The following is a 22,881-nucleotide window of genomic DNA, read 5'->3' on the forward strand; positions in this document are numbered from 1 at the left end:
CGCATTCGTGTCAGCGGGTCGGCAGGCCTTCGGGAGGGACGGTCTCGGCCTCGGTCTTCTTGAGTCGAAAAAAGCGACACCCATACATAGGGGATGTCGCTTCATTTCGAAAGGTAGGTGCTAATTGCACACAGGCAAGGGTTAAAAGTGCGTGCCGCCGATTACGACGACGCGCCCTCTTCCTCGTCCTCGGCCATCAGCTCTTCCTTGGACACGGTCTTGTCGGTCACCGTGGCAAGTTCGAGGATGTAGTCCACCACCTTCTCTTCGTAGATCGGAGCCTGGAGACTGGCCAGAGCGGTCGGATTGCTCTTGTAGAACTCGAACACTTCCTTTTCCTGGCCCGGGAACTGACGCACCCGATCGTACAGCGCGCGCTGCACTTCCTCGTCGCTGACCTTGATCTCGTTCTGGTCGCCGACTTCCGACAGGACCAGGCCGAGCCGTACGCGGCGTTCGGCGATCTTGCGGTACTCCGCACGGGTCTCTTCCTCGGAGGACCCCTCGTCCTCGAAGGACTTGCCGGCGTTCTGCATGTCCGCCTCGACCTGGCGCCATACGCCGTCGAACTCGGACGCGACCAGACGCTCCGGAAGATCGAACTGGTAATGCTCGTCGAGCTTGTCGAGAAGCTGCCGCTTGATCTTCTGGCGGGTCATCGCGCCGTACTGGCTCTCGATCTGACCGCGGACGATCTCCTTCAGCTTGTCGAGCGAGTCCAGACCCAGCCCCTTGGCGAACTCATCATCGATGGTCACCTCACCGGCCGACTGCACTTCCTTGACGACGATATCGAAGGTCACCGGCTTGCCGGCCAGGTGCTTCGCCGGATAATCCTCGGGGAAGCTGACCTCGATGGTCTTCTCGTCACCGGCCTTCAGGCCGACAAGCTGCTCCTCGAAGCCCGGAATGAACTGCTTGGAGCCGATCACCAACTGGCCGTTCTCGTCGGCACCGCCCTCGAAGGGCTCGCCGTCGAGCTTGCCCAGGTAGCTCATCAGCACCCGGTCGCCATCTTCCGCCGCACCGTCCTTGGTCTCGAACGGCTTGTTGTTGTTGGCGATCTGCGCGATCTGCTCGTCGATTTCCGAATCGTCGATCTCCACCACCGGGCGCTCGATCGAGATCGTCTTGAAATCGATGATCTCGAACTCCGGCAGGATGTCGTAGCTCATCGTGAAGGCGATATCGGCGCCGCCGGTGAGAATCGCCTCGGCGTCGTCGTCAGCCAGATCGATTTCCGGCTGGAGCGCAGGCTTCTCGTTGCGCTCCTGAACCGCCGAGCGCGTGGTCTCGGTGATCATCTCGTTGAGCAACTCGGCGGTTGCCTGACGCCCGTAAAGGCGCTTCAGATGGGCAGCCGGAACCTTGCCCGGGCGGAAGCCCTTGATCTGAACCTTGCCCTTGAGATCTTCAAGATACGTATCGAGGCGGCTTGCAAGCTCAGACGCCGGAATGACGACTTTCAGTTCGCGTTTCAGCCCCTCGGCCAGGGTCTCTGTTACCTGCATGGTCGTGTGCTTCGTCCTTGATCGAGAACGTCTTTCCGACAGCTCGTTTGAAATTGATGCCCTGTACCGGGTCTGCTTCGGGTTCAGGCCATACGTGGTGCGGGCGGAGGGACTTGAACCCCCACGGCTTGCGCCACCAGAACCTAAATCTGGCGTGTATACCAATTCCACCACACCCGCAACTTGCGCAGCGCCTTGAACCGAGGCGCGGCCTCTATAGCACCGCATATGACAGGGTCAAAGGAAAATCCGGGCTTCGCACCGTCCCGCCCACCCTTCATTTACCGCTTTTCCTCCACCATTTGGCGCAAGACCGCCCGCAAAGCCGGCTCAAGATCCTCCGCCGTCAGCGCCGCCCCCGCCTCGGCGCCGGCCTGGCCGTGTAGCCAGACCGCCATGCAGGCGGCCTCGAATCCCGGCATTCCTTGCGCCAGCAATCCGGTGACGATCCCCGCCAGCACATCGCCGGAGCCGGCGGTCGCCAGCCAGGGCGGCGCGCAATCGTTGATCGCCGCCCGGCCGCCGGGTTCGGCGATCACCGTGTCGCCGCCTTTCAAGAGCACCACCGCTCCGCTGCGCCGCGCCGCCGCCCGCGCCCGCTCCACCTTGGACGGCAGCCCGGCAGCAGACAGATCCGGAAACAGCCGGGTGAACTCCCCCTCATGCGGCGTCAGCACGACTGGAGCCGCGCCCTCTCCCGCGCCCGACCGGTTCAAAGCGGCAATCAGCGCGAACAACTCCTCGGGCGCATCCGCATGGCTGGTCAGGGCATCGGCATCGAGCACCACCGCGCGCGGCCCGGCGAGACAGGCCCGCGCCAGCGCCCGTGTTCCCTCGCCCACTCCGGCGCCTGGTCCCAGAAGCACCGCGTTGAGCCGGGGATCGGCGAGCAGCTCCGACAGTCCCTTCTCGCCGCGAAAGGAGCGCACCATCACCGCCGTCAGATGCGCCGCATTGACCAGCGCCGCCGATGGCGGGGTCGCCACCGTCACCAGCCCGGCGCCGCAGCGCAGTGCCGCCCCCGCCGCGAGCCGCGCCGCGCCGGTGGCAAGCGCGGGACCGGAGATCACCACCGCATGGCCCCGGCTGTACTTGTGCCCCTCCGGCCCCGGCGGGCGCCACACACACCGCCACAGCTCCGGCGCATTGCGGAACAGCGCCGGCCGCACCGTCTCCAGCACCGCGTCCTTGATGCCGATATCGGCAATCTCCAACGCGCCGCACAGACCGCGTCCGGGATAAAGCAGATGTCCCGGCTTGGCGCGAAAAAAGGTGACCGTGCGATCGGCCGCCACCGCCGTACCCAGGATGGCGCCGCTTTCGCCGCTCACCCCCGAGGGCAGATCGACGGCCAGAACCAAAAGCCCCGCAGCCTCCCGCGCCGCGTTGACCTGGCGTACCGCCGCCGCGATCGGCCCGGTCAACGACCGGTCGAGCCCGGCCCCGAACAGCGCGTCGATCACCAGCCCAGCGGCAGCGAGATACGCGCCCAGCGCCTCTTCTTCCTGCGCCTGCGGCAGCGTCTCAGGCGAAACGCCAGCCTCTTTCATCGCCGCGAGCGCCAGCGCCGCATCGCCGCGCGCCTCCCAGCCCCGCGGCAGCAGGACGACCCGCACCTTATACCCGCGCCGTTTCAAGAGACGGGCGGCAACGAACCCATCGCCGCCATTGTTCCCCGGTCCGGCCAGCACGAGAATGCCCGCGTCATATCCGGCCATACGGCAGGCCGCATCGGCGACCGCCCGTCCGGCGACCTCCATCAGTTCGATGCCGGGCACCCCGCCCTCAATGGTCAGCCGGTCCGCCTCGCCCATCTGCACCGGTGTCAGCAATTCGCCTGTCATCCACGGTCCCCGCTACCGGCCAGCACCACGTTCTGAGGTTCGGACAACTCCACCAGATTGCCGTCCGGATCGCGGATGTAGATCGAGCGCAGCGGCGAGAGCGCACCGGTGCGCGACACCGGCCCCTCCTCGATCCCGACCCCGGCCGCCTCCAGCGCGACGATGGCCGCATCCAGCGAGGCGACGAGGAAGCACAGATCCGCCGACCCCGGCGCGGGCCGCTCAGCCACCGGGGCATAATCATGCCCGGGCGGATGCAGGTTGATCTTCTGGCTGCCGAAGCGCAGCGCCCGGCGGCCACCGCCGAATACCACCTCCTCCATGCCGAGAACCTCAGAATAGAATCTGACGGCGGCATCCATGTCCGTGACCGTCAGGACGATGTGATCGAGTGCCGTGATCCGCATCGTGACCTCCTTTTTGCCCTGCCCTTTCCGCCGCTACGCCAGACGGCCTCTCCAGACAGGCTCATCGCATTTCGCCGGGAATGACGGCCAAACGCAACCGCCTTGCCGCGAACGTCCCGAACGGCCCTGCCGTTGCCCAGCGATTGCGCAGCCTGCCGCGCGCCGATGCAATCGGCCGCACCGGCCATCGTTCCACCCGCCTTGTTTTTCTGCATATTTATTGTGCAGAGTGGGCAGAAAATAAACAGGCACCAAGGAGCGATTGCGGCCGGCTGCGGGTTTGCGCGCGCAACTGCCCGAATAGCAGGCTGTTTTTTTCGGCAGGCGGGACTGGCACGGCCCATGCTAATCAAGGGACACGGCCCCGAAACACGGGGACCCGCTTTTTGAACCCGGGCGACGTGAAGTGGCGGAGACGATGAAAAAGATCGAAGCGATTATCAAGCCGTTCAAGCTCGACGAGGTCAAGGAGGCGCTTCAGGAAGTCGGCCTCCAGGGCATCACGGTGACAGAAGCCAAGGGCTTCGGTCGCCAGAAGGGCCATACCGAACTTTATCGCGGCGCCGAATACGTCGTCGACTTCCTGCCCAAGGTGAAGGTCGAGATCGTCCTGACCGACGATCTGGTCGACAAGGCGGTCGAGGCCATCCGCAATGCGGCCCAGACCGGACGGATCGGCGATGGCAAGATCTTCGTTTCCTCCATCGAGGATGCGGTGCGCATCCGCACCGGCGAGACGGGAACGGACGCGATCTAGCCTCCCGACATCCAGAGCGGTTTCCCGCAGTCGCAGAACCGCTCGATCCATGAGCTTTCAGGCCGCTTCGCGCAAGACAACCGGAGATCCGGTGTTCCAGAGGCGGCGCCAGTGACCACCACGAATGACAGGGAAGTTTTCCATGACGACCGCCACTGAAGTTCTCAAGGAGATCAAGGACAAGGACATCAAGTTCGTTGACCTTCGCTTCTCCGATCCGCGCGGCAAGATGCAGCATGTGACCATGGACGCCGGCCTGGTGGACGAGGACATGTTCGCCGAAGGCGTCGCCTTCGACGGCTCCTCCATTGCCGGCTGGAAGGCGATCAACGAGTCCGACATGATGCTGGTGCTCGATCCCGAGACCGCGCATATCGACCCGTTCTTCGCCCAGTCGACCCTGTCGATCATCTGCGATGTCATCGACCCGATCTCCGGCGAGGCCTACAACCGCGACCCGCGCACCACGGCCAAGAAGGCCGAGGCCTACGTGAAGTCGCTGGGCATCGGCGACACCGTGTATGTCGGTCCGGAAGCCGAGTTCTTCATCTTCGACGACGTGCGCTTCTCCGCCGACCCCTACAACACCGGCTTCCAGGTGGATTCCTCCGAGCTGCCGTCCAACATGGGTTCGGAATACGACACGGGCAACCTCGGCCACCGTCCGCGCACCAAGGGCGGCTACTTCCCGGTTCCGCCGATCGACAGCTGCCAGGACATCCGCTCCGAGATGCTGACCGTGCTCAAGGAAATGGGCGTCACCGTCGAGAAGCACCACCACGAGGTGGCCGCGGCCCAGCATGAGCTCGGCATCATGTTCGACACGCTGACCCGCAACGCCGACAAGATGCAGATCTACAAGTACGCTGTGCATCAGGTCGCCCACGCCTATGGCAAGACCGCGACCTTCATGCCCAAGCCGGTGTTCGGCGACAACGGCACGGGCATGCATGTGCACCTGTCGATCTGGAAGGACGGCAAGCCGACCTTCGCCGGCAACCAGTATGCCGACCTGTCGGAGACCTGCCTCTACTACATCGGCGGCATCCTGAAGCACGCCAAGGCGCTGAACGCCTTCACCAACCCCTCGACCAACTCCTACAAGCGTCTGGTCCCGGGTTACGAGGCGCCGGTACTCCTGGCCTACTCCTCGCGCAACCGCTCGGCCTCTTGCCGCATCCCCTTCACCTCCTCGCCAAAGGCAAAGCGCGTCGAGGTGCGGTTCCCGGATCCGTCCGCGAACCCGTACCTGTGCTTCGCGGCCATCCTGATGGCCGGCCTCGACGGCATCAAGAACAAGATCCATCCGGGCGATGCGATGGACAAGAACCTCTACGACCTGCCGCCGGAAGAGCTGAAGGACATTCCGACCGTCTGCGCCTCGCTGCGTGAGGCACTGGAATCCCTCGACGCCGACCGCGACTTCCTGAAGGCCGGCGGCGTGATGGACGACGACCAGATCGACTCCTACATCGAGCTGAAGATGGAAGAGAACATGCGGTACGAAATGACGCCGCATCCGGTCGAGTACGACCTCTACTTCTCGGTCTGATCCACGCCGCGATAAAGGGCGACCTTGCGCAATAAGAAAGCCCCGGCGGTTATCCGCCGGGGCTTTCCTTTTTCTTGGGAAATTTATTATAGCCGATATTGGGATCGTTAGAGCGATACTGAACGATGAGACTTCGCTCCTTTGCCAGCACCTCACCCTTGGTAGCCACATCAGACTCCCAGAGCACTTCCTTCCGAATCGTAATATCAGAACGCGATTCACGAGTTGGAAAATCACGACCCACATATTCTGAGTCAGCGCTTCCAAAATACGATATCGAGTCAGTCATATCACTCCCAATATATATCTTTCCGTTCGGCCAAGTAATCTTGTATATGACCTTCAATCTTCAAAATCCCGCATCTAAAATTCAAATGCCCCAAGTCTCTATACCAGCGCCATGATCCGGCTCGGCCCGCCGGTCGCACCCTTGATCTTCGGCGCGCCGACCACCAGCGTCGCCCCGCTGGCCGGAACTTCGTCAAGCGCGGCAACGCACTCCAGCCCCCAGCGCCCGCTCGGCAGCCAGCTGTAGTGGGTATCGAAGGTCTTGGACGCCCCATGGTCGAGCGAGAGGGTGTCGACCGCCATGCCGACCACGCCCTGCTCCATCATGTAGAGCGCCGCGTCCTTGGAAAAGCCCGGGAAATGCATCATCCCGTCGCCATCGGCATTGCGGAACTCCTCGCCGCCGACCTTCTCGGCCCAGCCGGAGTTCATCGCCACGCAGCCCCCTTGCGGCAGCGGCCCGACGCCGGCCTCATAGGCCTTCAGATCCTCCACCGAGACCAGGTAGTCCGGATCGGCGGCCGCCTTCTCCTTCACATCCACCACCGCCAGCGGCACCACCAGCTGGTCGATGGCGATCTCGTCGGCGGTGGAAGCGTCCTTGGCGAAATGGATCGGCGCATCGAGATGGGTGCCCGTGTGCTCCACCAGGTGCCACTTGTACATGTTGAAGCCGTTTTCATCGAAGGCGGCGGTACGTTCCATCTCCAGTCCGGGCACACCGAAATAGGTGGGAAAGTCCTCCATCAGGGTGTGGGTCAGGTCGACCACCCTGGAAAATCCGTTGGTGGCCGCACGGGCCGCACGCGGCGGCGGAAAGGCGGTGAAGACGGCGGCGCCGGCGAGCGTGCCCGCCACTCCCTTGAACAATCCGCGCCGGCTGAGACGGCGTGCCACCACGTCCTGGCATCCTGGAACACACATATCGATCCTCCCTTGCACGTCTGACAAGAGCACCATGGTAGGATGCACCTTTCGCGGCGGCAATCACCCCTGCCACCGCGCCTTCCCCTTGCACGGCGCGTGTTTTCCCGCCATTGATCCGACCATGTTACAGATCACCGACCTCACCTTCCGCATCGCCGGCCGCACGCTTCTGGAGCGGGCCAGCGTCACCCTGCCCAGCGGCGCCAAGACCGGCTTCGTCGGTCGCAACGGTGCCGGCAAGTCCACACTCTTCCGCCTGATCACCGGCGATGCCTCACCAGAGAGCGGCGAGATCCGCATGCCCAAGGGCCTGCGGATCGGCCAGGTGGCGCAGGAGGCTCCCGGAACGGAAGAGACCCTGCTGGAGATCGTGCTGGCCGCGGACACGGAACGCACCGCTCTTCTGGCGGAAGCGGAAACGGCCGAGGACCCGCACCGGATCGCCGAGATCCACACCCGTCTGGCCGACATCGACAGTCACACGGCGGAGGCCCGCGCGGCCCGCATTCTCGCCGGCCTCGGCTTCGACGCGGAGGCGCAGGCGCGCCCCTGCTCGTCCTTCTCCGGCGGCTGGCGCATGCGGGTGGCCCTTGCCGCCGTGCTGTTTTCCGAGCCGGACCTGCTGCTGCTCGACGAGCCGACCAACTACCTCGATCTGGAAGGCACGCTCTGGCTGGAGAACTACGTCTCCCGCTACCCGCATCAGGTGCTGCTGATCAGCCACGACCGCGACCTCCTGAACAAGGCGGTGGATTCCATCGTCCATCTCGATCAACTCGGCCTGACCTTCTATCGCGGCGGCTTCGACAGCTTCGACCGGCAGCGGCGCGAAACGATGGCGCTTCAGGAAAAGAGCCGCGAGAAGCAGGAGGCCCAGCGCAAGCACATGCAGGCCTTCGTCGACCGCTTCCGCGCCAAGGCCACCAAGGCCCGTCAGGCCCAGTCACGGCTGAAGATGCTGGAGAAGATGGAGCCCATCGCCGCCATTCGCGGCGAGGAAGCGCTGCCGATCTCCTTCCCCGATCCCGATGGCAGCCTTGCTCCGCCGATCATCCGGCTGGACGATGTCGCCGTCGGCTACGGCGAAACCACCATCCTGTCGTCGCTGGCGCTCAACATCGACAATGACGACCGGATTGCCCTGCTTGGCGCCAACGGCAACGGCAAGTCGACCTTCGCCAAGCTGATTGCCGGCCGACTGGAAGCGATGAGCGGCAAGATCACCCGGGCACGAAAGCTGAAGGTCGCCTTCTTCGCCCAGCACCAGCTCGACGATCTCATTCCCGCAGACAGCCCGGTCGCCCATGTGCGCAAGCTGATGCCAGATGCAGCCGAATCCAAGGTGCGCGCCCGGGTCGACCGTTTCGGCCTGCCGACGAGCCGCATGGACACCCCCGCCAAGGACCTCTCTGGCGGCGAGAAGGCGCGCCTGCTGCTCGGCCTTGCCACCTTCGAGGGGCCGCATCTGCTCATCCTCGACGAGCCGACCAACCACCTCGACATCGAAAGCCGCGAGGCGCTGATCCAGGCAATCAACGACTATGAGGGCGCCGTGGTGCTGATCTCGCACGACCGGCATCTGGTGGAGGCCTGCGCCGACCGGCTGTGGCTGGTTGCCGATGGCGGGGTGCGCAGCTTCGATGGCGACATGGAGGACTACCGCCGGCTGATCCTGCAGCGCGACCGGGGAGATCGGAAGGAGAAGTCCGAACGCGAGACGGCAGCGGATGCCGGCGAAGAGGAACGCTCGACCAAACGGCGCAACGCCGCCGAGCGCCGGGCGCAACTCGCCCCCTTGCGCAAGGACATCGCCGCCGCCGAGAAGGAAATGGCGCGGATCACCGAAAAGCTCGCCCGCATCGACGAAACGCTCGCCGATCCGGACTTTTTCACAAGAGATCCGGAACGGGCGACAAAGTTCGCCAAGGAGCGTGCCTTCATGGAAAAGAAGCTGGCGAAGACCGAGGAACTCTGGCTGGAACTGTCCGCCGAGCTGGAAGGCACCTGAGAAAAATCCGGGAGACTATAGCTTCTGAGAGCACGGGGCGTTGCTATGCCCTCATCATCCGATGCGTCGCCGACGCCCCCTGTTTAAAAGAAGAACCCATTGACGCAACCTGAAAGATACACTTAAATATTACATATCATTATTGATGCGGTGAAATGATATGTCGGCGCCGGGCGAACAGTGCCCAGAGGCCGGTGCGACATACAACACGATTGTGATCGTACCGCCCCCTGAGCAGGAAGAGCAACAATCAGGCGACACCGGACGAAGCGTAGCTCAGTCGCTCACCGATGTTGCGCTTGTCGTCGCGCCGCTTGCCTTGGGATATTTTGCCGGCATCGCTTACCTTGACGCATTCCTTACCGCGTTTTCGATCTCGATCCATGAGGTCGATGCCCCATTGGCGACCATCGTCGCCCATTCCTACAACGTCTTCACCCACGCAGCCTTCATATGGAAGCTTCTCGGCATCGGCGCGGTCATCGCGGTTCTCGCCTGGATTTTCGCGCAACTGCGACAATCCGATGCCGCCCTAAAAACAATGAGATGGCGGTACTTTTTCCTAATAAGCTTGCCAATCGCGGCATTCCTTACCTTCATGAGCATCAAGGCGAGCGCCGATGAAACCGCCCGCATCGCCGCACATCGAATTTGGAATGAAGCCAATGCGATTGTGATACCGCGTACGACGCTCTCTGTTTTCGAGAACCGCTTGGGTGTCGCGCAAAGGCTCCGCTTCAGCAAATGCCTCGCCGGCGCCGAAATCAAGCACCTGATCTCAACACCGCAGCGCTCGTATTCCCTTTGCGTCATCAACAGCGAGGGGTTTCTCGTCATCCATCTGAGCGCCTCGGATCGATATCTGCCGGTAAGACGTCTTCAGCCCTGCGTGGCAAGAGAGTGGCGCAAACTGCCATTCTGCACGAAGCCGGAGCGATGAAACAAGAGGAGCGCCAACAATGAATAACGCATATTGGCTTGCTCTTCTGGCAAGCATTTTCGGTTCATTTGCCTCCGCTCAGGAAGCCGCTTCTCCAAGCCAGGATGCCAAACGGCTGATTCTCAGCCTCACGGAAAACACCGCGCCGCGCGACGACAAGGTGTTCGCAACGGTGGGAAGTTGGAGCAACGGCGTCAGGACGGATGGGCAAAATCCGCTCGGGGAGTTCGCCCCCATCGAAGGCACCAGCAACGTCGCGTTCAAGAAATGCGGTTCAGATACGCCTGATATAATCCCCGCAGAACTCGTGTTGAAAACGAGCGAAATCTGCGGCTCCGTTCCGGGGCTTCCACTCCCGAGTTTTCCCAGAACCGCCGCCAAGCGCTGGAAACTGGACCCCGCAACCAACCACTTCCAAGTCAGTGCATCGAGCGATGGCATTCGACTGGCGTCCGTGGACTGCACAAAGCTGCCTCCAGCTCTGCTGATCACCGCGCAAACCGCGCTTGATGGCAGCAGCACAGTCGCCGGCTCTCAGAACGCACTCGCCCGTTTTGGCGTTTCCCCCGACAACAAGACCGAGGTTGCAGCCGAGACCCGCACCACACCGGAGCTCTGTCAAATGGCGCCTGAGTTCTGGACCGTGGAAACCGCCATGCCCTCCAGCGCGCCCGACCCCAGTCTGAAGGTTCTGGGCGTATCCAGCGAACGCCCACCCATCCTGTAGCAGCCCTGAATTTAATCCGGGCGGCGGAAAACCGCCCTTATATGCGGAATGACCCGCTCACCCTTGCGCAGCTCATAGGGCGTCTTCTCGACCTTCTCCAGTCCCAGTTCCTCGAACCGGGTGAGCTCCGACGGCATCAACGGCCAGGGCGGGCCGTCCGCCTCCGTTCCCTCCGCCCGCGACCGAGTGAGGATCAGGAGCCGTCCACCGGGGGCGAGCAGCCGGGCGGTGGCGGGAAAGGCGGCGGCGCGCAGCGCACCGTCCAGCGCCTGCAGCGTGTAGCATTCATGCACGAGATCGAAGGCACCGATCCATGCCGCCGGCGGATCGAACAGATCGGCGGCGCAATAGTCCACCGTGCTTTGCGGAAACCGCTGACGCGCCCAGTCGATGGCCGCTGACGCCAGATCGAAGGCGGTGGTGGCATAGCCGGCGGCGGCCAGCGCCTCGGCATTGTCCCCCAGACCGCAACCGACATCGAGCGCCCGCAGCGGGGCGTCCGCCCCGCCTCCCGGATTGTCCGCCAGCCAGGCAAGAAGCTCCGGCTTGGCGGCAAGGTCCGCCCAGGGCACGGCGGCCGGGTCGCCGCCAGCCGTCTCATAGACCGCATGGAACCACGCACTGCGGTCGGCCCGGTCGCCGCCCTTGGCGCCGAACAGCCCGTCGAGCCGGTCGCGTGCCGCATTGCGCCGCCCGGCGAAATCCGGATCCTTGGGCGAAGCGTTCATGCCTTTTTCTCCCAACGTCCGCTTTCCCCCTGCTGCCAATAGGTGATGGCATGGCCGGCGGCCTTCGCCGCCTTCCACTGGCCGCGCGCATCCATCACCGCTTCCGGATCGCCGCCATCGAACAGGAAGACACCGCGCTGATAGGGGGAAAGGTCCGGCGGTACCGCGCGGTCGACGAGAAAGCGCACGTGCGCCCCATTGGGATTGTCCTCGCCGCAGGTGAGAAACACCGGCTGAGCCGCCTCGTGTCCGTCGGCGGAGGTGCCATGCGGCAGGAAACTGTCGTCGCGATAGGTCCACAACAGCGCGTCGAGCGCCTGGCACCGCTCCGGCGTGCCGGTCTGGACAACAACCCGCCACTCCCGCTTGAGGCAGGTTTCCAACAGGCCCGGCAGCACCTCTTCCAGCGGCTGACGGGTCAGATGATAGAACAGCACATCGGCCAACACGGCACCTCATCTTGTCGGGCGGCGAAAACTGCGGCAGTTGCGCAACACCGCCCAGCGGAAGCATGTGGATGGCGCAAAGCGGCTTTGCCTTCAAGCCGATTCACGATTAACCAAATGCCAACGGCCGGCGCGGCACCATTGCGTCGGAGATTCCCTGAACGGACTGCCCCCTGACCGGCGACCTATCCCCTTGCGAAGGACGGTACTCGCCCTTCCCTCGTCAGGGCAACGGAGAACGATTGAATGGCTGTGCGGATTGCTTTGTTCTTTGGCCTTGTCCTCGGCCTTGCCGGCGCCACCACGGCAATGGGCGTGGTCGTCAGCGAACCTTCCGGCTCCTGCGCCGCCTACAAGACCTGCTGAGGCTCGGCCCACCCGTTTCAGGGCCGCCAACAGAGCAAAGACACGAGACCGACCCGCCGCTTGACGGCGGGTTTTTTGTTGTCTGACGGCGTTTTTTTTGTCTGAAGGAGCACCAACGGGCGCGGGAAACCCCGCGCCCGTTGCCACAATCGGCATCAGCCCTCGTAATGCTCGCGTACCAGCCGGTCGAGCAGGCGCACGCCATAGCCGGAGGCCCAGCCCTTGCTGGTCTCGGTCTTCGGGCTTGCCATCGCCGTGCCGGCCACATCGATATGCACCCAGGGCACATCGTTGACGAAACGCTGCAGGAACTGGGCGGCGGTGATCGAGCCGGCCATCCGTCCGCCAGTGTTCTTCATGTCGGCGTTCGGCGTGTCGATCAGCTTGTCGTAGTCCTTGGACAGCGGCAGGCGCCAGACCTTTTCATCGGTCGCCGTACCGGCCTCGGCGAGCCGTCCCACCAGCGTGTCATCGTTGGAAAAGACACCGGCATGATGGCTGCCGAGCGCCACCAGAACCGCACCGGTCAAGGTGGCCAGGTTGATCATGAACGCCGGCTTGAAGCGATCCTGCGTGTACCAGAGCGCATCGGCGAGCACGAGCCGGCCTTCCGCGTCAGTGTTGATCACCTCGATGGTTGCACCCGACATGGCGGTGACGATATCACCCGGCCGCTGCGCCTTGCCGTCGGGCATGTTTTCCACAAGACCGATGACGCCGACCACATTGACCTTGGCCTTGCGCGCGGCCAGGGCGTGCATCAGGCCGGTGACGGCCGCCGCCCCGCCCATGTCGCCCTTCATGTCTTCCATGCTGGCGGCCGGCTTGATGGAAATGCCGCCGGTGTCGAAGACGACGCCCTTGCCGACGAAGGCCACTGGCTGCGCGTCCTTCTTGCCGCCGTTCCAGCGCATCACCACCAGCCGTGGCGGGCTTTCCGAGCCCTGGGCCACGCCCAGAAGCGCGTTCATCTTCAGCTTCTTCATCGCCTTTTCGTCAAGCACCTCGACCTCGACCCCGAGATCGGCGAGCGCCTGCGCCCGCTTGGCGAATTCCAGCGTGGTCAGCACGTTGGCCGGCTCGTTGACGAGATCGCGGGCAAGAACCACGCCATCGCTGACGCCATCCGCCTCCGCCCAGGCCTTCTTTGCGGCCTTTGCGTCCGAGGTGCCGATCTCCACCGCCGCCGACACTGCCGGCGCATCGTCATCCTTGCGCGACTTGTAGCGGTCGAAGCTGTACCCGCGCAGCTTCATGCCCATGGCAAAGGCCGCGGCCATCTCCGCCGGGACCTCGCCGCCGGGGATTTCCAGGCAGACGGTGGCGGCCTTGGCCGAACCGATCGCACCCATCGCCACGCCGCCAAGCGCCATCCAGTCCGCTTCGGAGATCTGCGACGCATCGCCGAGGCCGATGACGATCAGCCGGTCGAGGTCGAGACCAGCCGGCGCGATGAGGTCGAGCACCGTACGCGCCTTGCCGGAAAAGCCAGCCGTCTCCGCGGCACGGGCGAGCAAGCCCCCAGCCCCGCCGAGCAGGTCCGAAGTAACCGCGCCGGCGGCCAGCTTGTCGTTCGCGAAAACGACCGCCACACCCTTGCCGGGGACGGACAATTTGGAAAAGGAGAGTTTCGGCAACAAGACAATGACCTCGTGATTGAACAGTGGCGGGCCGCATCAGGCTGGCGCAACGCCGGATCCGCGACACGGATCGGTTGCACGCGAACTGGCGACCTTGGCGCCTACAATGGTCCGGGAACCGCTTCCCGGCAAGCGCCAGCGTCTTCATGTCGCGTTAACCCTTTTTATTTTGGGAGTATTTACCTAAATTCGGTCCTATATCTCAGGATCCCGAAACCCAGCGACCGGCCGCGAGGCATCTCGGCCGCCTTTGACCGATCAGACCGCGGCGCCCGATGACGACCTTTGAACGCTATGTTCTGCGACGCCTTTCCGCGGCCTTTCTGGTAACGCTCGCCGCCCTTGCCGGTGTTGTCTGGGCCACCCAGGCCTTGCGCCAGCTCGATCTGGTCACGTCCAAGGGACAGACCATTGTCCAGTTCGTCGGCATGACGCTGCTGGCCATGCCGTTCCTGGCCCTGGCCATCGCCCCCTTTGCCTTCCTGATCGCATTGATCGTCGTGCTCAACACCCTGTCGAACGACAGCGAGCTGATCGTCATCAACGCCTCCGGCGCTTCGCGTACGGTGCTGCTGCGCCCGGTGCTGGTCGCCGCCGTGCTGGTTTCCGTGCTCTGCGCGCTGCTGTCCACCACCATTGCGCCGCTGGGCCTTGCAGCGCTGCGCGATGAGATCACCCGGGTGCGTGTCGATCTGGTGGCCAATATCGTCCGCCCCGGGCGGTTCATCAGCATCGAGGACGGCCTGACATTCCACATTCGCAACCGCAGCGGCGAGGGTCAGCTCGACGGCCTGCTGATGCATGATCAGCGCGCCGCCGACAAGGTACTCACCTATGAGGCCGCCCATGGCCGGATCGTCGAAGCCGCCGACCGCACCTTGCTGGTGATGCAGAACGGCACGATCCAGCGGCGCACCGGCGAGGACGACAACATCTCCATCGTCCGCTTCCAGTCCTATGCCTTCGATCTGTCGAGCATGATTCCAACGGCGACCACCGCCACCTACAAGGCGAGCGAGCGCTCGCTCGCCGACCTCTTGTCGCCGTCGCCGGACGATGAATATGCCGCCGCCTATCCGCAGCGCCTCCAGGCGGAATTGCATGACCGCCTGTCGCAGCCGCTCTATCCGCTGGCCTTTGCCGCCATCGTCTTCCTGTTTCTCGGCCAGCCCAGCACCACGCGGCAGAACCGCCATACGGCCATCCTCGCCGCCCTTGGCCTGTCGATCCTGTTGCGGACCGCCGGCTTCGGCATGCTGACCCTGGTGCCGGCCCTCCCGGCCATTCGATTCGGGCTCTATCTGCTGCCGCTGGCCGCCATTGCGCTGGCCGGCTGGGCGATCATCCATGGACGCACCCCGCGCTGGGTGCTTTTCCTGACCCATCTCGGCGATCAGCTTGGCGATTGGCTCTCCGGGCTCGCCGCCCGCTTGACCCGCAACCGTCAGGATGGCACGGCGTAGCATGATCATGGGCATGAGCATCACGCGGCGAACCCTCGCCACCTATTTCTCCTGGCGCTTTCTTGGCGCCATCCTCGGCCTGTTCGCACTCGCCGCCGTCCTGATCTTCATCTTCGACCTTCTGGAGCTGCTGCGCCGGAGCGGCGGCGAGGACGATGCCGGACTGATCCGCATCAGTCTGATTTCCCTGCTGCGCACGCCGCAACTGATGGAGCAGGTGCTGCCCTTTGCCGTGCTGTTCGGGTCCATCGCCGCCTTTCTCGCCCTCAGCCGCAAGCTGGAGCTGGTGGTCGCCCGCGCCGCCGGCGTGTCCGTCTGGCAATTCATTGCCCCGGCGCTGATCGTCGGCATCGGCCTCGGCGTATTCGCGGTGACAGTCTACAATCCGCTGGCGGTGGTGCTGCGCGCCCAGTCCGATGAAATCGCCGCCGGGCTGTTTGGCCGGGAGCAGAACTTTCTGATGCAGACCACCGGCGCGACCTGGCTACGCCAGGATGGGCTGGACGGGGAATCGGTGCTGCATGCCAACCAGATCCTGGCCGGCGGCGCCCGACTCTATGGCGTCACCATCTTCAGTTTCGATCGGGACGGCTTCTTTTCCGAGCGAATCGAGGCGCGCGAGGCCCGGCTCGGCGACAAGGTCTGGAAACTGAGCGATGTCACAGTCTACACCACCGAGGCCGATCCCCGGAAATATGCGGCCTACACCATCAGCACCTACCTGACGCCGACCGAGGTGCGCGAGAGCATTGCCGCGCCCGAATCCATCGGCTTCTGGGACCTGCCGAGGGTGATCGAGCTGTCGCAACGCGCCGGTTTGCCGGCCTATCGGTATTCACTTCAGTATCAGACACTTCTGGCGCGGCCCGTGCTCCTGGCCGCGATGGTGCTGATTGCCGCCTGCGTCTCCCTGAGGGTAACGAGGATGGGGGGCATCGGACGGCTGATTCTGGGTGGCATCCTTGCCGGGTTCGTGCTTTACGTTCTCTCGGAGTTGGGAAAGGATCTCGGAGGCGCGGGAATCGTGCCGCCGATCGTTGCTGCTTGGGCGCCTGGAGTGTTTGGAGTTCTGATGGGTTTTACGATCCTCTTGCATCTGGAGGACGGCTGATGTCATCGGCCACCGTCCTTCCGCAGATGGCTCGTATGTGCCGTGGCGCGGCCCTGCGCGGCGTGTCGCTTGCCGCCCGGCTTCTGCGCAGCACCGCCCTTGCCGGTCTCGTGCTCGGCACCGTCACCGCCCCCCTGCTTCTTCCGCAAGGAGTCGCGGCCCAGTCGGATCTGGTCGATTCGCTCGGCGCCCGGGTCGACGAGAAGGAACCGCTGCTGCTGGAAGCGGACGAGCTGCGCTACGACTTCAAGCGCGACCGGATTTCCGCGCTCGGCAATGTGCAGATCTACTACGGCGGCAACACCGTCGAAGCGAAGCGGGTCGTGTTCGACCGCCGCAACAACCGTCTGCGCGCCGAAGGCGACGTCCGCATGACCGAGCCGGACGGCAATGTGCTTTACGCGCAGGAGCTGGACCTGTCGGAAGACCTGCGCGACGGCTTCGCCAGTGCGCTGCAGCTCGACACGCCTGAGCGCACCCGTTTCATCGCCGAAAGCGCCAAGCGCGAGGACGGCAACCGGACCACGTTCGAAAACGGCGTCTACACGGTCTACACCCGGCCGACGAACCCGCCGGGCAAGCCTCCGCTGTGGAACGTGCGCGCGACGACCATTGTCCACGACCAGCAGGAAAAAAGCATCGAGTTCTCCGATGCGGCGCTTGAGTTCTTCGGCAAGCCCTTGGTTTACCTGCCATATCTGACGATGCCGGACCCCACGGTCAAGCGCAAGACCGGCTTTCTGATCCCGACCCTCGCGATTGGTGACCGGATCGGCGCCGGCGTGCGCATTCCGTATTACATTGCCCTTGACCCCACCTACGATCTGCTGCTCTCGGCGACCCCGCTGAGCAAGCAGGGCGTGCTGGCGCAGGCAGATTGGCGGCAGAAGCTCGCCAACGGCGAGTATTCGGTGCATCTGGGCGGTCTGATGCAGGCCCAACCCGGCGAGTTCGGCACATCGAGCGGCAACCGGCGCTTCCGCGGTGTCATCGCCTCGACCGGCACCTTCGACATCAATGACCGCTGGCAATGGGGCTGGGATGCCTCGTTCCGCTCCGACCGGGCCTTTCTTCAGGACTACAAGTTCACCCGCTTCGGCAACGCCAGCGACGTATCCAAGATCTTCCTGACCGGGCAGAGCGAACGCAACCGCTTCGACCTGCGCGCCTATGCCTTCCGCATCTCCCAGGAAGACTATGCGGCGACGCCCGCTTCGCTGAATGCACCGGGCTTCCTGCCGGTTGGCTCGGGGCTCCAGGACAAGCAGCCTCTCGTCCACCCGGTGCTGGACTACAACTACATCTTCGAGGATCCGATCGCCGGCGGTGAACTTTCCCTCACCGGCAACTGGACCAGCCTCACCCGCGACCAGACCGATGCGGTGCAGATCGGCGGCGTCACCCGTTTCCGCGGCGTCGAAGGCACCTTCACCCGCACCAGCCTGCAGGCGGACTGGCGCACCACGGTGATCGACCCGCTCGGCCAGATGTTCACGCCGTTTGCCTATGTGAAGGGCGACCTGTTCTTCCTCGCCTCGGCGGACAAGAACGTTGCCGCCCTCACCGACGAGAGCGTGGTCGGTCGGATCATGCCCGCCGTGGGCCTGGAGTACCGCTTCCCGATCCTTGCCACCTTCGAGGGCGGCAATCAGATCTTCGAGCCGATGGCCCAGATCATCGTCCGCCCGAACGAAGGCCGGATCGGCGAGTTGCCGAACGAGGACGCACAAAGCATTGTCTTCGATTCCACCACCTTGTTCGAATACGACAAGTTCTCCGGCTTCGACCGCAGCGAGGGCGGCACCCGCGCCAACCTCGGCCTGAAATACAGCCTGCAGCTCGACAATGGCATCAATGTGAGCGCCCTGATCGGCCGCTCCTTCCACCTGGCCGGCACCAACTCCTTCAGCCAGGCCGACATTCTCGACGCCACCAGCAGCTCGGGCCTGGAAACCGGCGCCAGCGACTATGTCGGCAGCCTGTATTTCGACAGCCGGCAAGGCTTCCGCATCGGCGCACAGGCGCGCTTCGACGGTGAGAGCTTCGCCGTCCAGCGCGGACAGATCGAGGCGACCGGAATCTATGGTCCGCTCACCGGCAACCTTGCCTATGCCTATCTCTCGCCGCAGCCGAGCATCGGCATCGAGACCCTGCGCCAGGAGGTGATCGGCTCCGCCAGCCTGCGGCTTCAGGAGAACTGGCGCCTGTTTGGCTCGGTGCGCTACGATCTGGAGAGCAACAACACGGTTCGCGACAGCCTCGGCTTCGGTTATGACGACGAAGGGTTTTCCCTCTCGCTGGCCTATTCGGAAGATCGCAGCCGCAACAACGGACAGACCACCGACCGGCTGTTATTCCTGAGACTGGGGCTGCGCACGCTCGGCGATACGCAACTCTCCACCGGCGGCGGCAGCTAACCGGGCGGTGGGCTGTAGGGGCAAGGCCCTCGCATTGGCGGCGGACGTTCGGAATTTGGCCGTTTTCTGGTGTCAGCAGACTGTCCGAACAAAAATTGGTATTCGCCCCCCGCACGCGGCAACCTTCCGTGCGGCCGGCATGGCGGCCAGCGAGACGAAACAGGAAGGGGGTACGGGATGACGATGATGCGAAGGCTGCGTGTTGCGGCAATGGCGCTGTTGACGGCGGGACTGCTCAGCGCACCGGCCATGGCGAAAACGTCGATCAAGGTCCTCGTCAATGATCGCCCGATCACAAGCTATGACATTGCCCAGCGGGCAGGTCTGATCCGCCTGACCACCCGGGTGGGCGGCTCGACTGCACGCCGTCAGGCGACCGAAGAGCTCATCAACGATGAACTGAAGCTGCTGGAAGCCAGCCGCCGCGGTGTTTCGGTGTCCAAGGCCGAGGTCGACGCCGCCTTCGCCACCCTCGCCTCCCGCGTCAAGCTGTCACCGAAGAAGCTCTCCGGCGTGTTGCGCCAGTCCGGTGTCAACCCGGAGACCCTGCGCGACCGTCTTCGGGCGGAGATCGCCTGGGGGCAGATCATCCGCGGCCGGTTCCAGGCCGAAGTGCGCATTGAGGAAGCCGATGTCATTGCTGCCCTGCAGCGCGACAATGACAAGGATGCCGAGAAGAGCATGGAGTACCGCCTCCAGTCGGTCATCTTCGTGGTGCCGGCAAAGGCCTCCTCGGGGCAGAAGTCCAAGCGCAAGGGCGAGGCGCAACGCTTCCGCTCCAAGGTCTCCTCCTGCGACCAGGCCGCAACCTTGGCCAAGCAGTTTCGCGAGGTGGTGGTCATGCCGACCCAGCTTCGGCTGGAATCGGAATTGCCGGACAACCTGCGCAAGGCCGTGGCGAAAACCGCTGTCGGCAAGCTGACCGCACCGGAGAGCTCCCAGAACGGCTATGAGATGATCGCCGTCTGCGACAAGCGCGAGATCGCCAGCGATGCCGCCGCCCGGGCCGAGGTGGAGGATGAGCTGCGCAACAAGGAAGGCCAGCAGCTCAGCCGTCGTTATCTCCGCGAACTGCGCCGCAAGGCGCTGATCGACTATCGCTGAGCGGATGATGCGCCCCAGCCTGCGTCCCCTCGCCGTGACAATGGGTGAACCGGGTGGCATTGGCCCGGATGTTACCTTGCGCGCCTACCGCGACCGGCTGGAAAACGATCTCCCGCCCTTCTATGTGATCGCCGACCCCGCCTTTCTGACCGCCCGGGCGGAGCGTCTGGGCCTGCGGGTGAAGCTGCGCGAATGCGCACCGGAAGAGGCGCTGGAGACCTTTCCCGATGCGCTGCCGGTGGTGCCATTGGACGGACCGGTAGCAGATACTCCCGGCACGGCCGATCCGACCACCGGCGCGAAGGTCATCGCCTCCATCGAGCGCGCGGTCGCCGACACCCTGGCCGGCAAGGCCGCAGCGGTCGTTACCAATCCGATCCACAAGAAGGCGCTTTATGACGCCGGCTTCCAGCATCCCGGGCACACCGAGTTCCTCGGCGCCCTCGCCCGCCAGTCCGGCGCGGAGCGGCACCAGCCGGTGATGCTGCTGGCCGGCCCGGACCTCCTGGTCGTGCCCGTCACCGTGCATATTCCGCTGAGCGCGGTGCCGACCGAACTGACCGGCGAGCGCATCCTTGCCACCGCCCGGATCGTCCATCACGACCTGATCACCCGCTTCGGCATCGCCAAGCCGCGCCTTGCCATTGCCGGGCTCAACCCGCATGCCGGCGAAGGCGGCGCGTTGGGGCAGGAAGACGATCAGGTGATCGCCCCGGCCATCGCCCGGCTACAGGCCGAGGGCATCGACGCCACAGGCCCCCTGCCGGCCGACACCATGTTCCACGCGGAAGCGCGCGCCGGCTATGACTGTGCCCTGGCGATGTACCACGACCAGGCGCTGATCCCGGCCAAGACCCTCGCCTTCCATGAGGCGGTCAACGCCACCCTCGGCCTGCCCTTCGTGCGCACCTCCCCCGACCACGGCACGGCGCTTTCCATTGCCGGGACCGGCGAGGCCCGGCCGGACAGTTTCGCCGCCGCCGTGCGCCTGGCCGCGGTGATGTCGGATCCGGGCCTGATCGAATGAGCCCGACTGCATGAGCCAGATCGACACGCTGCCGCCCTTGCGCGAGGTGATCCAGACCCACGATCTGCGCGCCAAGAAGACCCTCGGGCAGAATTTCCTGCTCGATCTCAATCTGACGCTGCGCATCGCCCGCACCGCCGCGCCGCTGGAAGACGCCACGGTGCTGGAGGTCGGCCCCGGCCCCGGAGGCCTCACCCGGGCGCTGCTGGTGGCTGGTGCCCGGCGCGTTGTCGCGGTGGAAAAGGACGAGCGCTGCCTGCCGGCGCTGGCGGAAATCGCCGCCCACTATCCGGGCCGCCTTGAGGTGATTTCCGGCGATGCGCTGCAGATCCGTCTTGCGGACATCGCCGGCGGTGGACCGCTGAAGATCGTTGCCAACCTGCCCTACAATGTCGGCACCCAGTTGCTGATCAACTGGATCGCCTGCGCCGAGTGGCCACCGGCGTGGCAATCGCTGACGCTGATGTTCCAGAAGGAAGTGGCCGAGCGCATCGTCGCCCGCCCCGGCTCGAAAGCCTATGGCCGGCTCGGGGTGCTGGCCGGCTGGCGCTGCCATGCAAGCCTTGCCTTCGATGTCAGCCCCAAAGCATTCACGCCGCCGCCCAAGGTGACTTCGGCAATCGTCCACCTGACCCCGCGCGCCGAGCCGCTCGCCTGCGATCTGAAGGCGCTGGAGCGGGTCACCGCCGCCGCCTTCGGCCAGCGGCGCAAGATGCTGCGCGCCAGCCTGAAGCCGCTGGCCACCGATGCGGAAGAGCGGATCGTGGCGGCGGGCATCACGCCGACCGAACGGGCCGAGCAACTGTCGATCGAGGAATTCGTCGCCCTTGCCAACGCCTTTGCCGGCGCCGAGGCGACCTTCAGCTAGCAGCCAAGGGCCGCCTTGCGAGCCAATTCAGGGGAAACGGGCGGCTCAGTCGTCCGCCGCCGCCTCGCCGGTTTCCCGCTTCAGGTCTTCGACCATACCGTCGATGAACCGGCCGATGGCCGGGCTGCGCTCGCGCCGCAGGCGCTCGGCCTTGAGGATCGACCGGGCGCCGTCGAAAGCGCGCTGCAGGTCGTCGTTGACGATCACGTAGTCGTATTTTGACCAGTGTTTCATCTCGCCAACGGCGGTCTTCAGCCGGCGCTGGATCACCTCGGGGGTATCCTCCGCCCGCCGGTGCAGCCGCGACTTCATCTCGGCGATCGACGGCGGCAGAATGAACAGCGACACCACATCCGGACGCACCGTCTCGTAGAGCTGGAAGGTGCCCTGGATATCGATGTCGAACAGCACGTCCTGACCGCTCTCCAGCGCCCTCTCCACAGGGTCACGCGGCGTGCCGTAGAAATTGCCATGCACTTCAGCCCATTCCAGCAGCTCATCGCGGGCACGCATCTGCTCGAACCGCTCCAGCGTGATGAAATGATAGTGCACACCGTCGATCTCGCTCGACCGGCGCGGCCGGGTCGTCACCGAGATCGACAGTTTCAGGTTGGTTTCATGATCAAGCAACTGGCGGGCAATGGTCGACTTGCCCGCCCCCGATGGCGAGGACAGCACCAGCATGACGCCCCGGCGCCGTGCATCCGCCTCGTCCGAGGTCACCACGGTTCCGCTCGGAAACTCGCTCAT

20 protein-coding genes and 1 tRNA gene are annotated in these 22,881 nt (G+C 64.5%); 11 read left to right on the forward strand and 10 right to left on the reverse strand.

What is annotated here, in order from left to right; genetic code table 11:
- Positions 1-161 precede the first annotated feature (161 nt).
- The 4 genes from tig to IEV83_RS13335 all read right to left on the reverse strand — a co-directional run bounded on the left by tig (position 162) and on the right by IEV83_RS13335 (position 3,762).
- Positions 162-1,511: a trigger factor gene (tig, locus tag IEV83_RS13320; protein ID WP_181759858.1), complete on the reverse strand. Its 1,350-nt coding sequence runs from the start codon at positions 1,509-1,511 to the stop codon at positions 162-164.
- Positions 1,512-1,606: 95 nt separating this feature from the next.
- Positions 1,607-1,691, reverse strand: a tRNA-Leu gene (locus tag IEV83_RS13325).
- Between the two features lie 101 nt (positions 1,692-1,792).
- Positions 1,793-3,355: an NAD(P)H-hydrate dehydratase gene (locus tag IEV83_RS13330; protein ID WP_244628185.1), complete on the reverse strand. Its 1,563-nt coding sequence runs from the start codon at positions 3,353-3,355 to the stop codon at positions 1,793-1,795.
- Positions 3,352-3,762: a VOC family protein gene (locus IEV83_RS13335; RefSeq protein ID WP_181759857.1), complete on the reverse strand. Its 411-nt coding sequence runs from the start codon at positions 3,760-3,762 to the stop codon at positions 3,352-3,354. The genes IEV83_RS13330 and IEV83_RS13335 overlap by 4 nt, the downstream gene beginning before the upstream one ends.
- A 418-nt stretch (positions 3,763-4,180) precedes the next feature.
- On the opposite strand from IEV83_RS13335, the gene IEV83_RS13340 reads away from it, so the two are divergent.
- Together IEV83_RS13340 and glnA are read left to right on the forward strand one after the other, a co-directional pair.
- Complete coding sequence (locus IEV83_RS13340; RefSeq protein ID WP_181759856.1) at positions 4,181-4,519, forward strand: P-II family nitrogen regulator; 339 nt, start codon at positions 4,181-4,183, stop codon at positions 4,517-4,519.
- Positions 4,520-4,661: 142 nt separating this feature from the next.
- Positions 4,662-6,071, forward strand: a complete 1,410-nt coding sequence (gene glnA, locus IEV83_RS13345; RefSeq protein WP_181759855.1) for a type I glutamate--ammonia ligase — start codon at positions 4,662-4,664, stop codon at positions 6,069-6,071.
- Between the two features lie 49 nt (positions 6,072-6,120).
- Here glnA and IEV83_RS13350 read toward each other — a convergent pair whose 3' ends face one another.
- Positions 6,121-6,360, reverse strand: coding sequence for a GIY-YIG nuclease family protein (locus tag IEV83_RS13350; protein WP_244628186.1), 240 nt, complete (start codon positions 6,358-6,360; stop codon positions 6,121-6,123).
- Between the two features lie 98 nt (positions 6,361-6,458).
- Complete coding sequence (locus IEV83_RS13355) at positions 6,459-7,283, reverse strand: cyclase family protein (RefSeq protein ID WP_181759853.1); 825 nt, start codon at positions 7,281-7,283, stop codon at positions 6,459-6,461.
- Between the two features lie 124 nt (positions 7,284-7,407).
- Between IEV83_RS13355 and IEV83_RS13360 the strand changes: the two genes are divergently transcribed.
- From IEV83_RS13360 to IEV83_RS13370, 3 genes are all read left to right on the forward strand, one after another.
- Entirely contained in the window at positions 7,408-9,294 is a 1,887-nt protein-coding gene (locus tag IEV83_RS13360) for an ABC-F family ATP-binding cassette domain-containing protein (RefSeq protein WP_181759977.1), read from the forward strand.
- 160 nt (positions 9,295-9,454) lie between these two features.
- Positions 9,455-10,234 carry a hypothetical protein gene (locus IEV83_RS13365; protein WP_181759852.1) on the forward strand — a complete coding sequence of 260 codons (780 nt, stop codon included), beginning with the start codon at positions 9,455-9,457 and terminating at the stop codon, positions 10,232-10,234.
- Positions 10,235-10,253: 19 nt separating this feature from the next.
- Positions 10,254-10,961 carry a hypothetical protein gene (locus tag IEV83_RS13370; RefSeq protein ID WP_181759851.1) on the forward strand — a complete coding sequence of 236 codons (708 nt, stop codon included), beginning with the start codon at positions 10,254-10,256 and terminating at the stop codon, positions 10,959-10,961.
- A gap of 11 nt (positions 10,962-10,972) precedes the next feature.
- On the opposite strand, the gene IEV83_RS13375 is transcribed toward IEV83_RS13370, so the two are convergent.
- From IEV83_RS13375 to IEV83_RS13385, 3 genes are all read right to left on the reverse strand, one after another.
- Positions 10,973-11,689, reverse strand: coding sequence for a class I SAM-dependent methyltransferase (locus IEV83_RS13375; protein WP_181759850.1), 717 nt, complete (start codon positions 11,687-11,689; stop codon positions 10,973-10,975).
- Positions 11,686-12,135, reverse strand: coding sequence for a DNA polymerase III subunit chi (locus tag IEV83_RS13380; RefSeq protein WP_181759976.1), 450 nt, complete (start codon positions 12,133-12,135; stop codon positions 11,686-11,688). Before IEV83_RS13380 ends, IEV83_RS13375 begins: the two co-directional genes overlap by 4 nt.
- A 521-nt stretch (positions 12,136-12,656) precedes the next feature.
- A complete protein-coding gene (locus IEV83_RS13385; protein WP_181759975.1) occupies positions 12,657-14,147 on the reverse strand; it encodes a leucyl aminopeptidase in 1,491 nt (496 codons plus the stop codon).
- Between the two features lie 269 nt (positions 14,148-14,416).
- On the opposite strand from IEV83_RS13385, the gene lptF reads away from it, so the two are divergent.
- The 6 genes from lptF (at position 14,417) to rsmA (ending at position 22,131) form a co-directional block, all read left to right on the forward strand.
- Positions 14,417-15,604 (forward strand): LPS export ABC transporter permease LptF, encoded by a 1,188-nt coding sequence (gene lptF, locus IEV83_RS13390; protein ID WP_181759849.1) that lies wholly within the window; start codon positions 14,417-14,419, stop codon positions 15,602-15,604.
- A 13-nt stretch (positions 15,605-15,617) separates the two neighbouring features.
- Positions 15,618-16,715, forward strand: a complete 1,098-nt coding sequence (gene lptG / locus IEV83_RS13395) for an LPS export ABC transporter permease LptG (RefSeq protein ID WP_209003330.1) — start codon at positions 15,618-15,620, stop codon at positions 16,713-16,715.
- Positions 16,715-19,132: an LPS-assembly protein LptD gene (locus IEV83_RS13400; protein WP_209003151.1), complete on the forward strand. Its 2,418-nt coding sequence runs from the start codon at positions 16,715-16,717 to the stop codon at positions 19,130-19,132. Before lptG ends, IEV83_RS13400 begins: the two co-directional genes overlap by 1 nt.
- A 177-nt stretch (positions 19,133-19,309) precedes the next feature.
- Positions 19,310-20,236, forward strand: a complete 927-nt coding sequence (locus IEV83_RS13405; RefSeq protein ID WP_209003152.1) for a peptidylprolyl isomerase — start codon at positions 19,310-19,312, stop codon at positions 20,234-20,236.
- 7 nt (positions 20,237-20,243) lie between these two features.
- The gene (pdxA, locus tag IEV83_RS13410) at positions 20,244-21,263 is read left to right on the forward strand and encodes a 4-hydroxythreonine-4-phosphate dehydrogenase PdxA (protein ID WP_181759847.1); all 1,020 of its coding nucleotides are present in this window, start codon (positions 20,244-20,246) and stop codon (positions 21,261-21,263) included.
- 10 nt (positions 21,264-21,273) lie between these two features.
- Positions 21,274-22,131, forward strand: a complete 858-nt coding sequence (rsmA, locus tag IEV83_RS13415; protein ID WP_181759846.1) for a 16S rRNA (adenine(1518)-N(6)/adenine(1519)-N(6))-dimethyltransferase RsmA — start codon at positions 21,274-21,276, stop codon at positions 22,129-22,131.
- Positions 22,132-22,176: 45 nt separating this feature from the next.
- Here rsmA and gmk read toward each other — a convergent pair whose 3' ends face one another.
- A complete protein-coding gene (gene gmk / locus IEV83_RS13420) occupies positions 22,177-22,881 on the reverse strand; it encodes a guanylate kinase (RefSeq protein WP_181759845.1) in 705 nt (234 codons plus the stop codon).

This window comes from Stappia taiwanensis (assembly GCF_014635285.1).
GTDB lineage: Bacteria > Pseudomonadota > Alphaproteobacteria > Rhizobiales > Stappiaceae > Stappia > Stappia taiwanensis.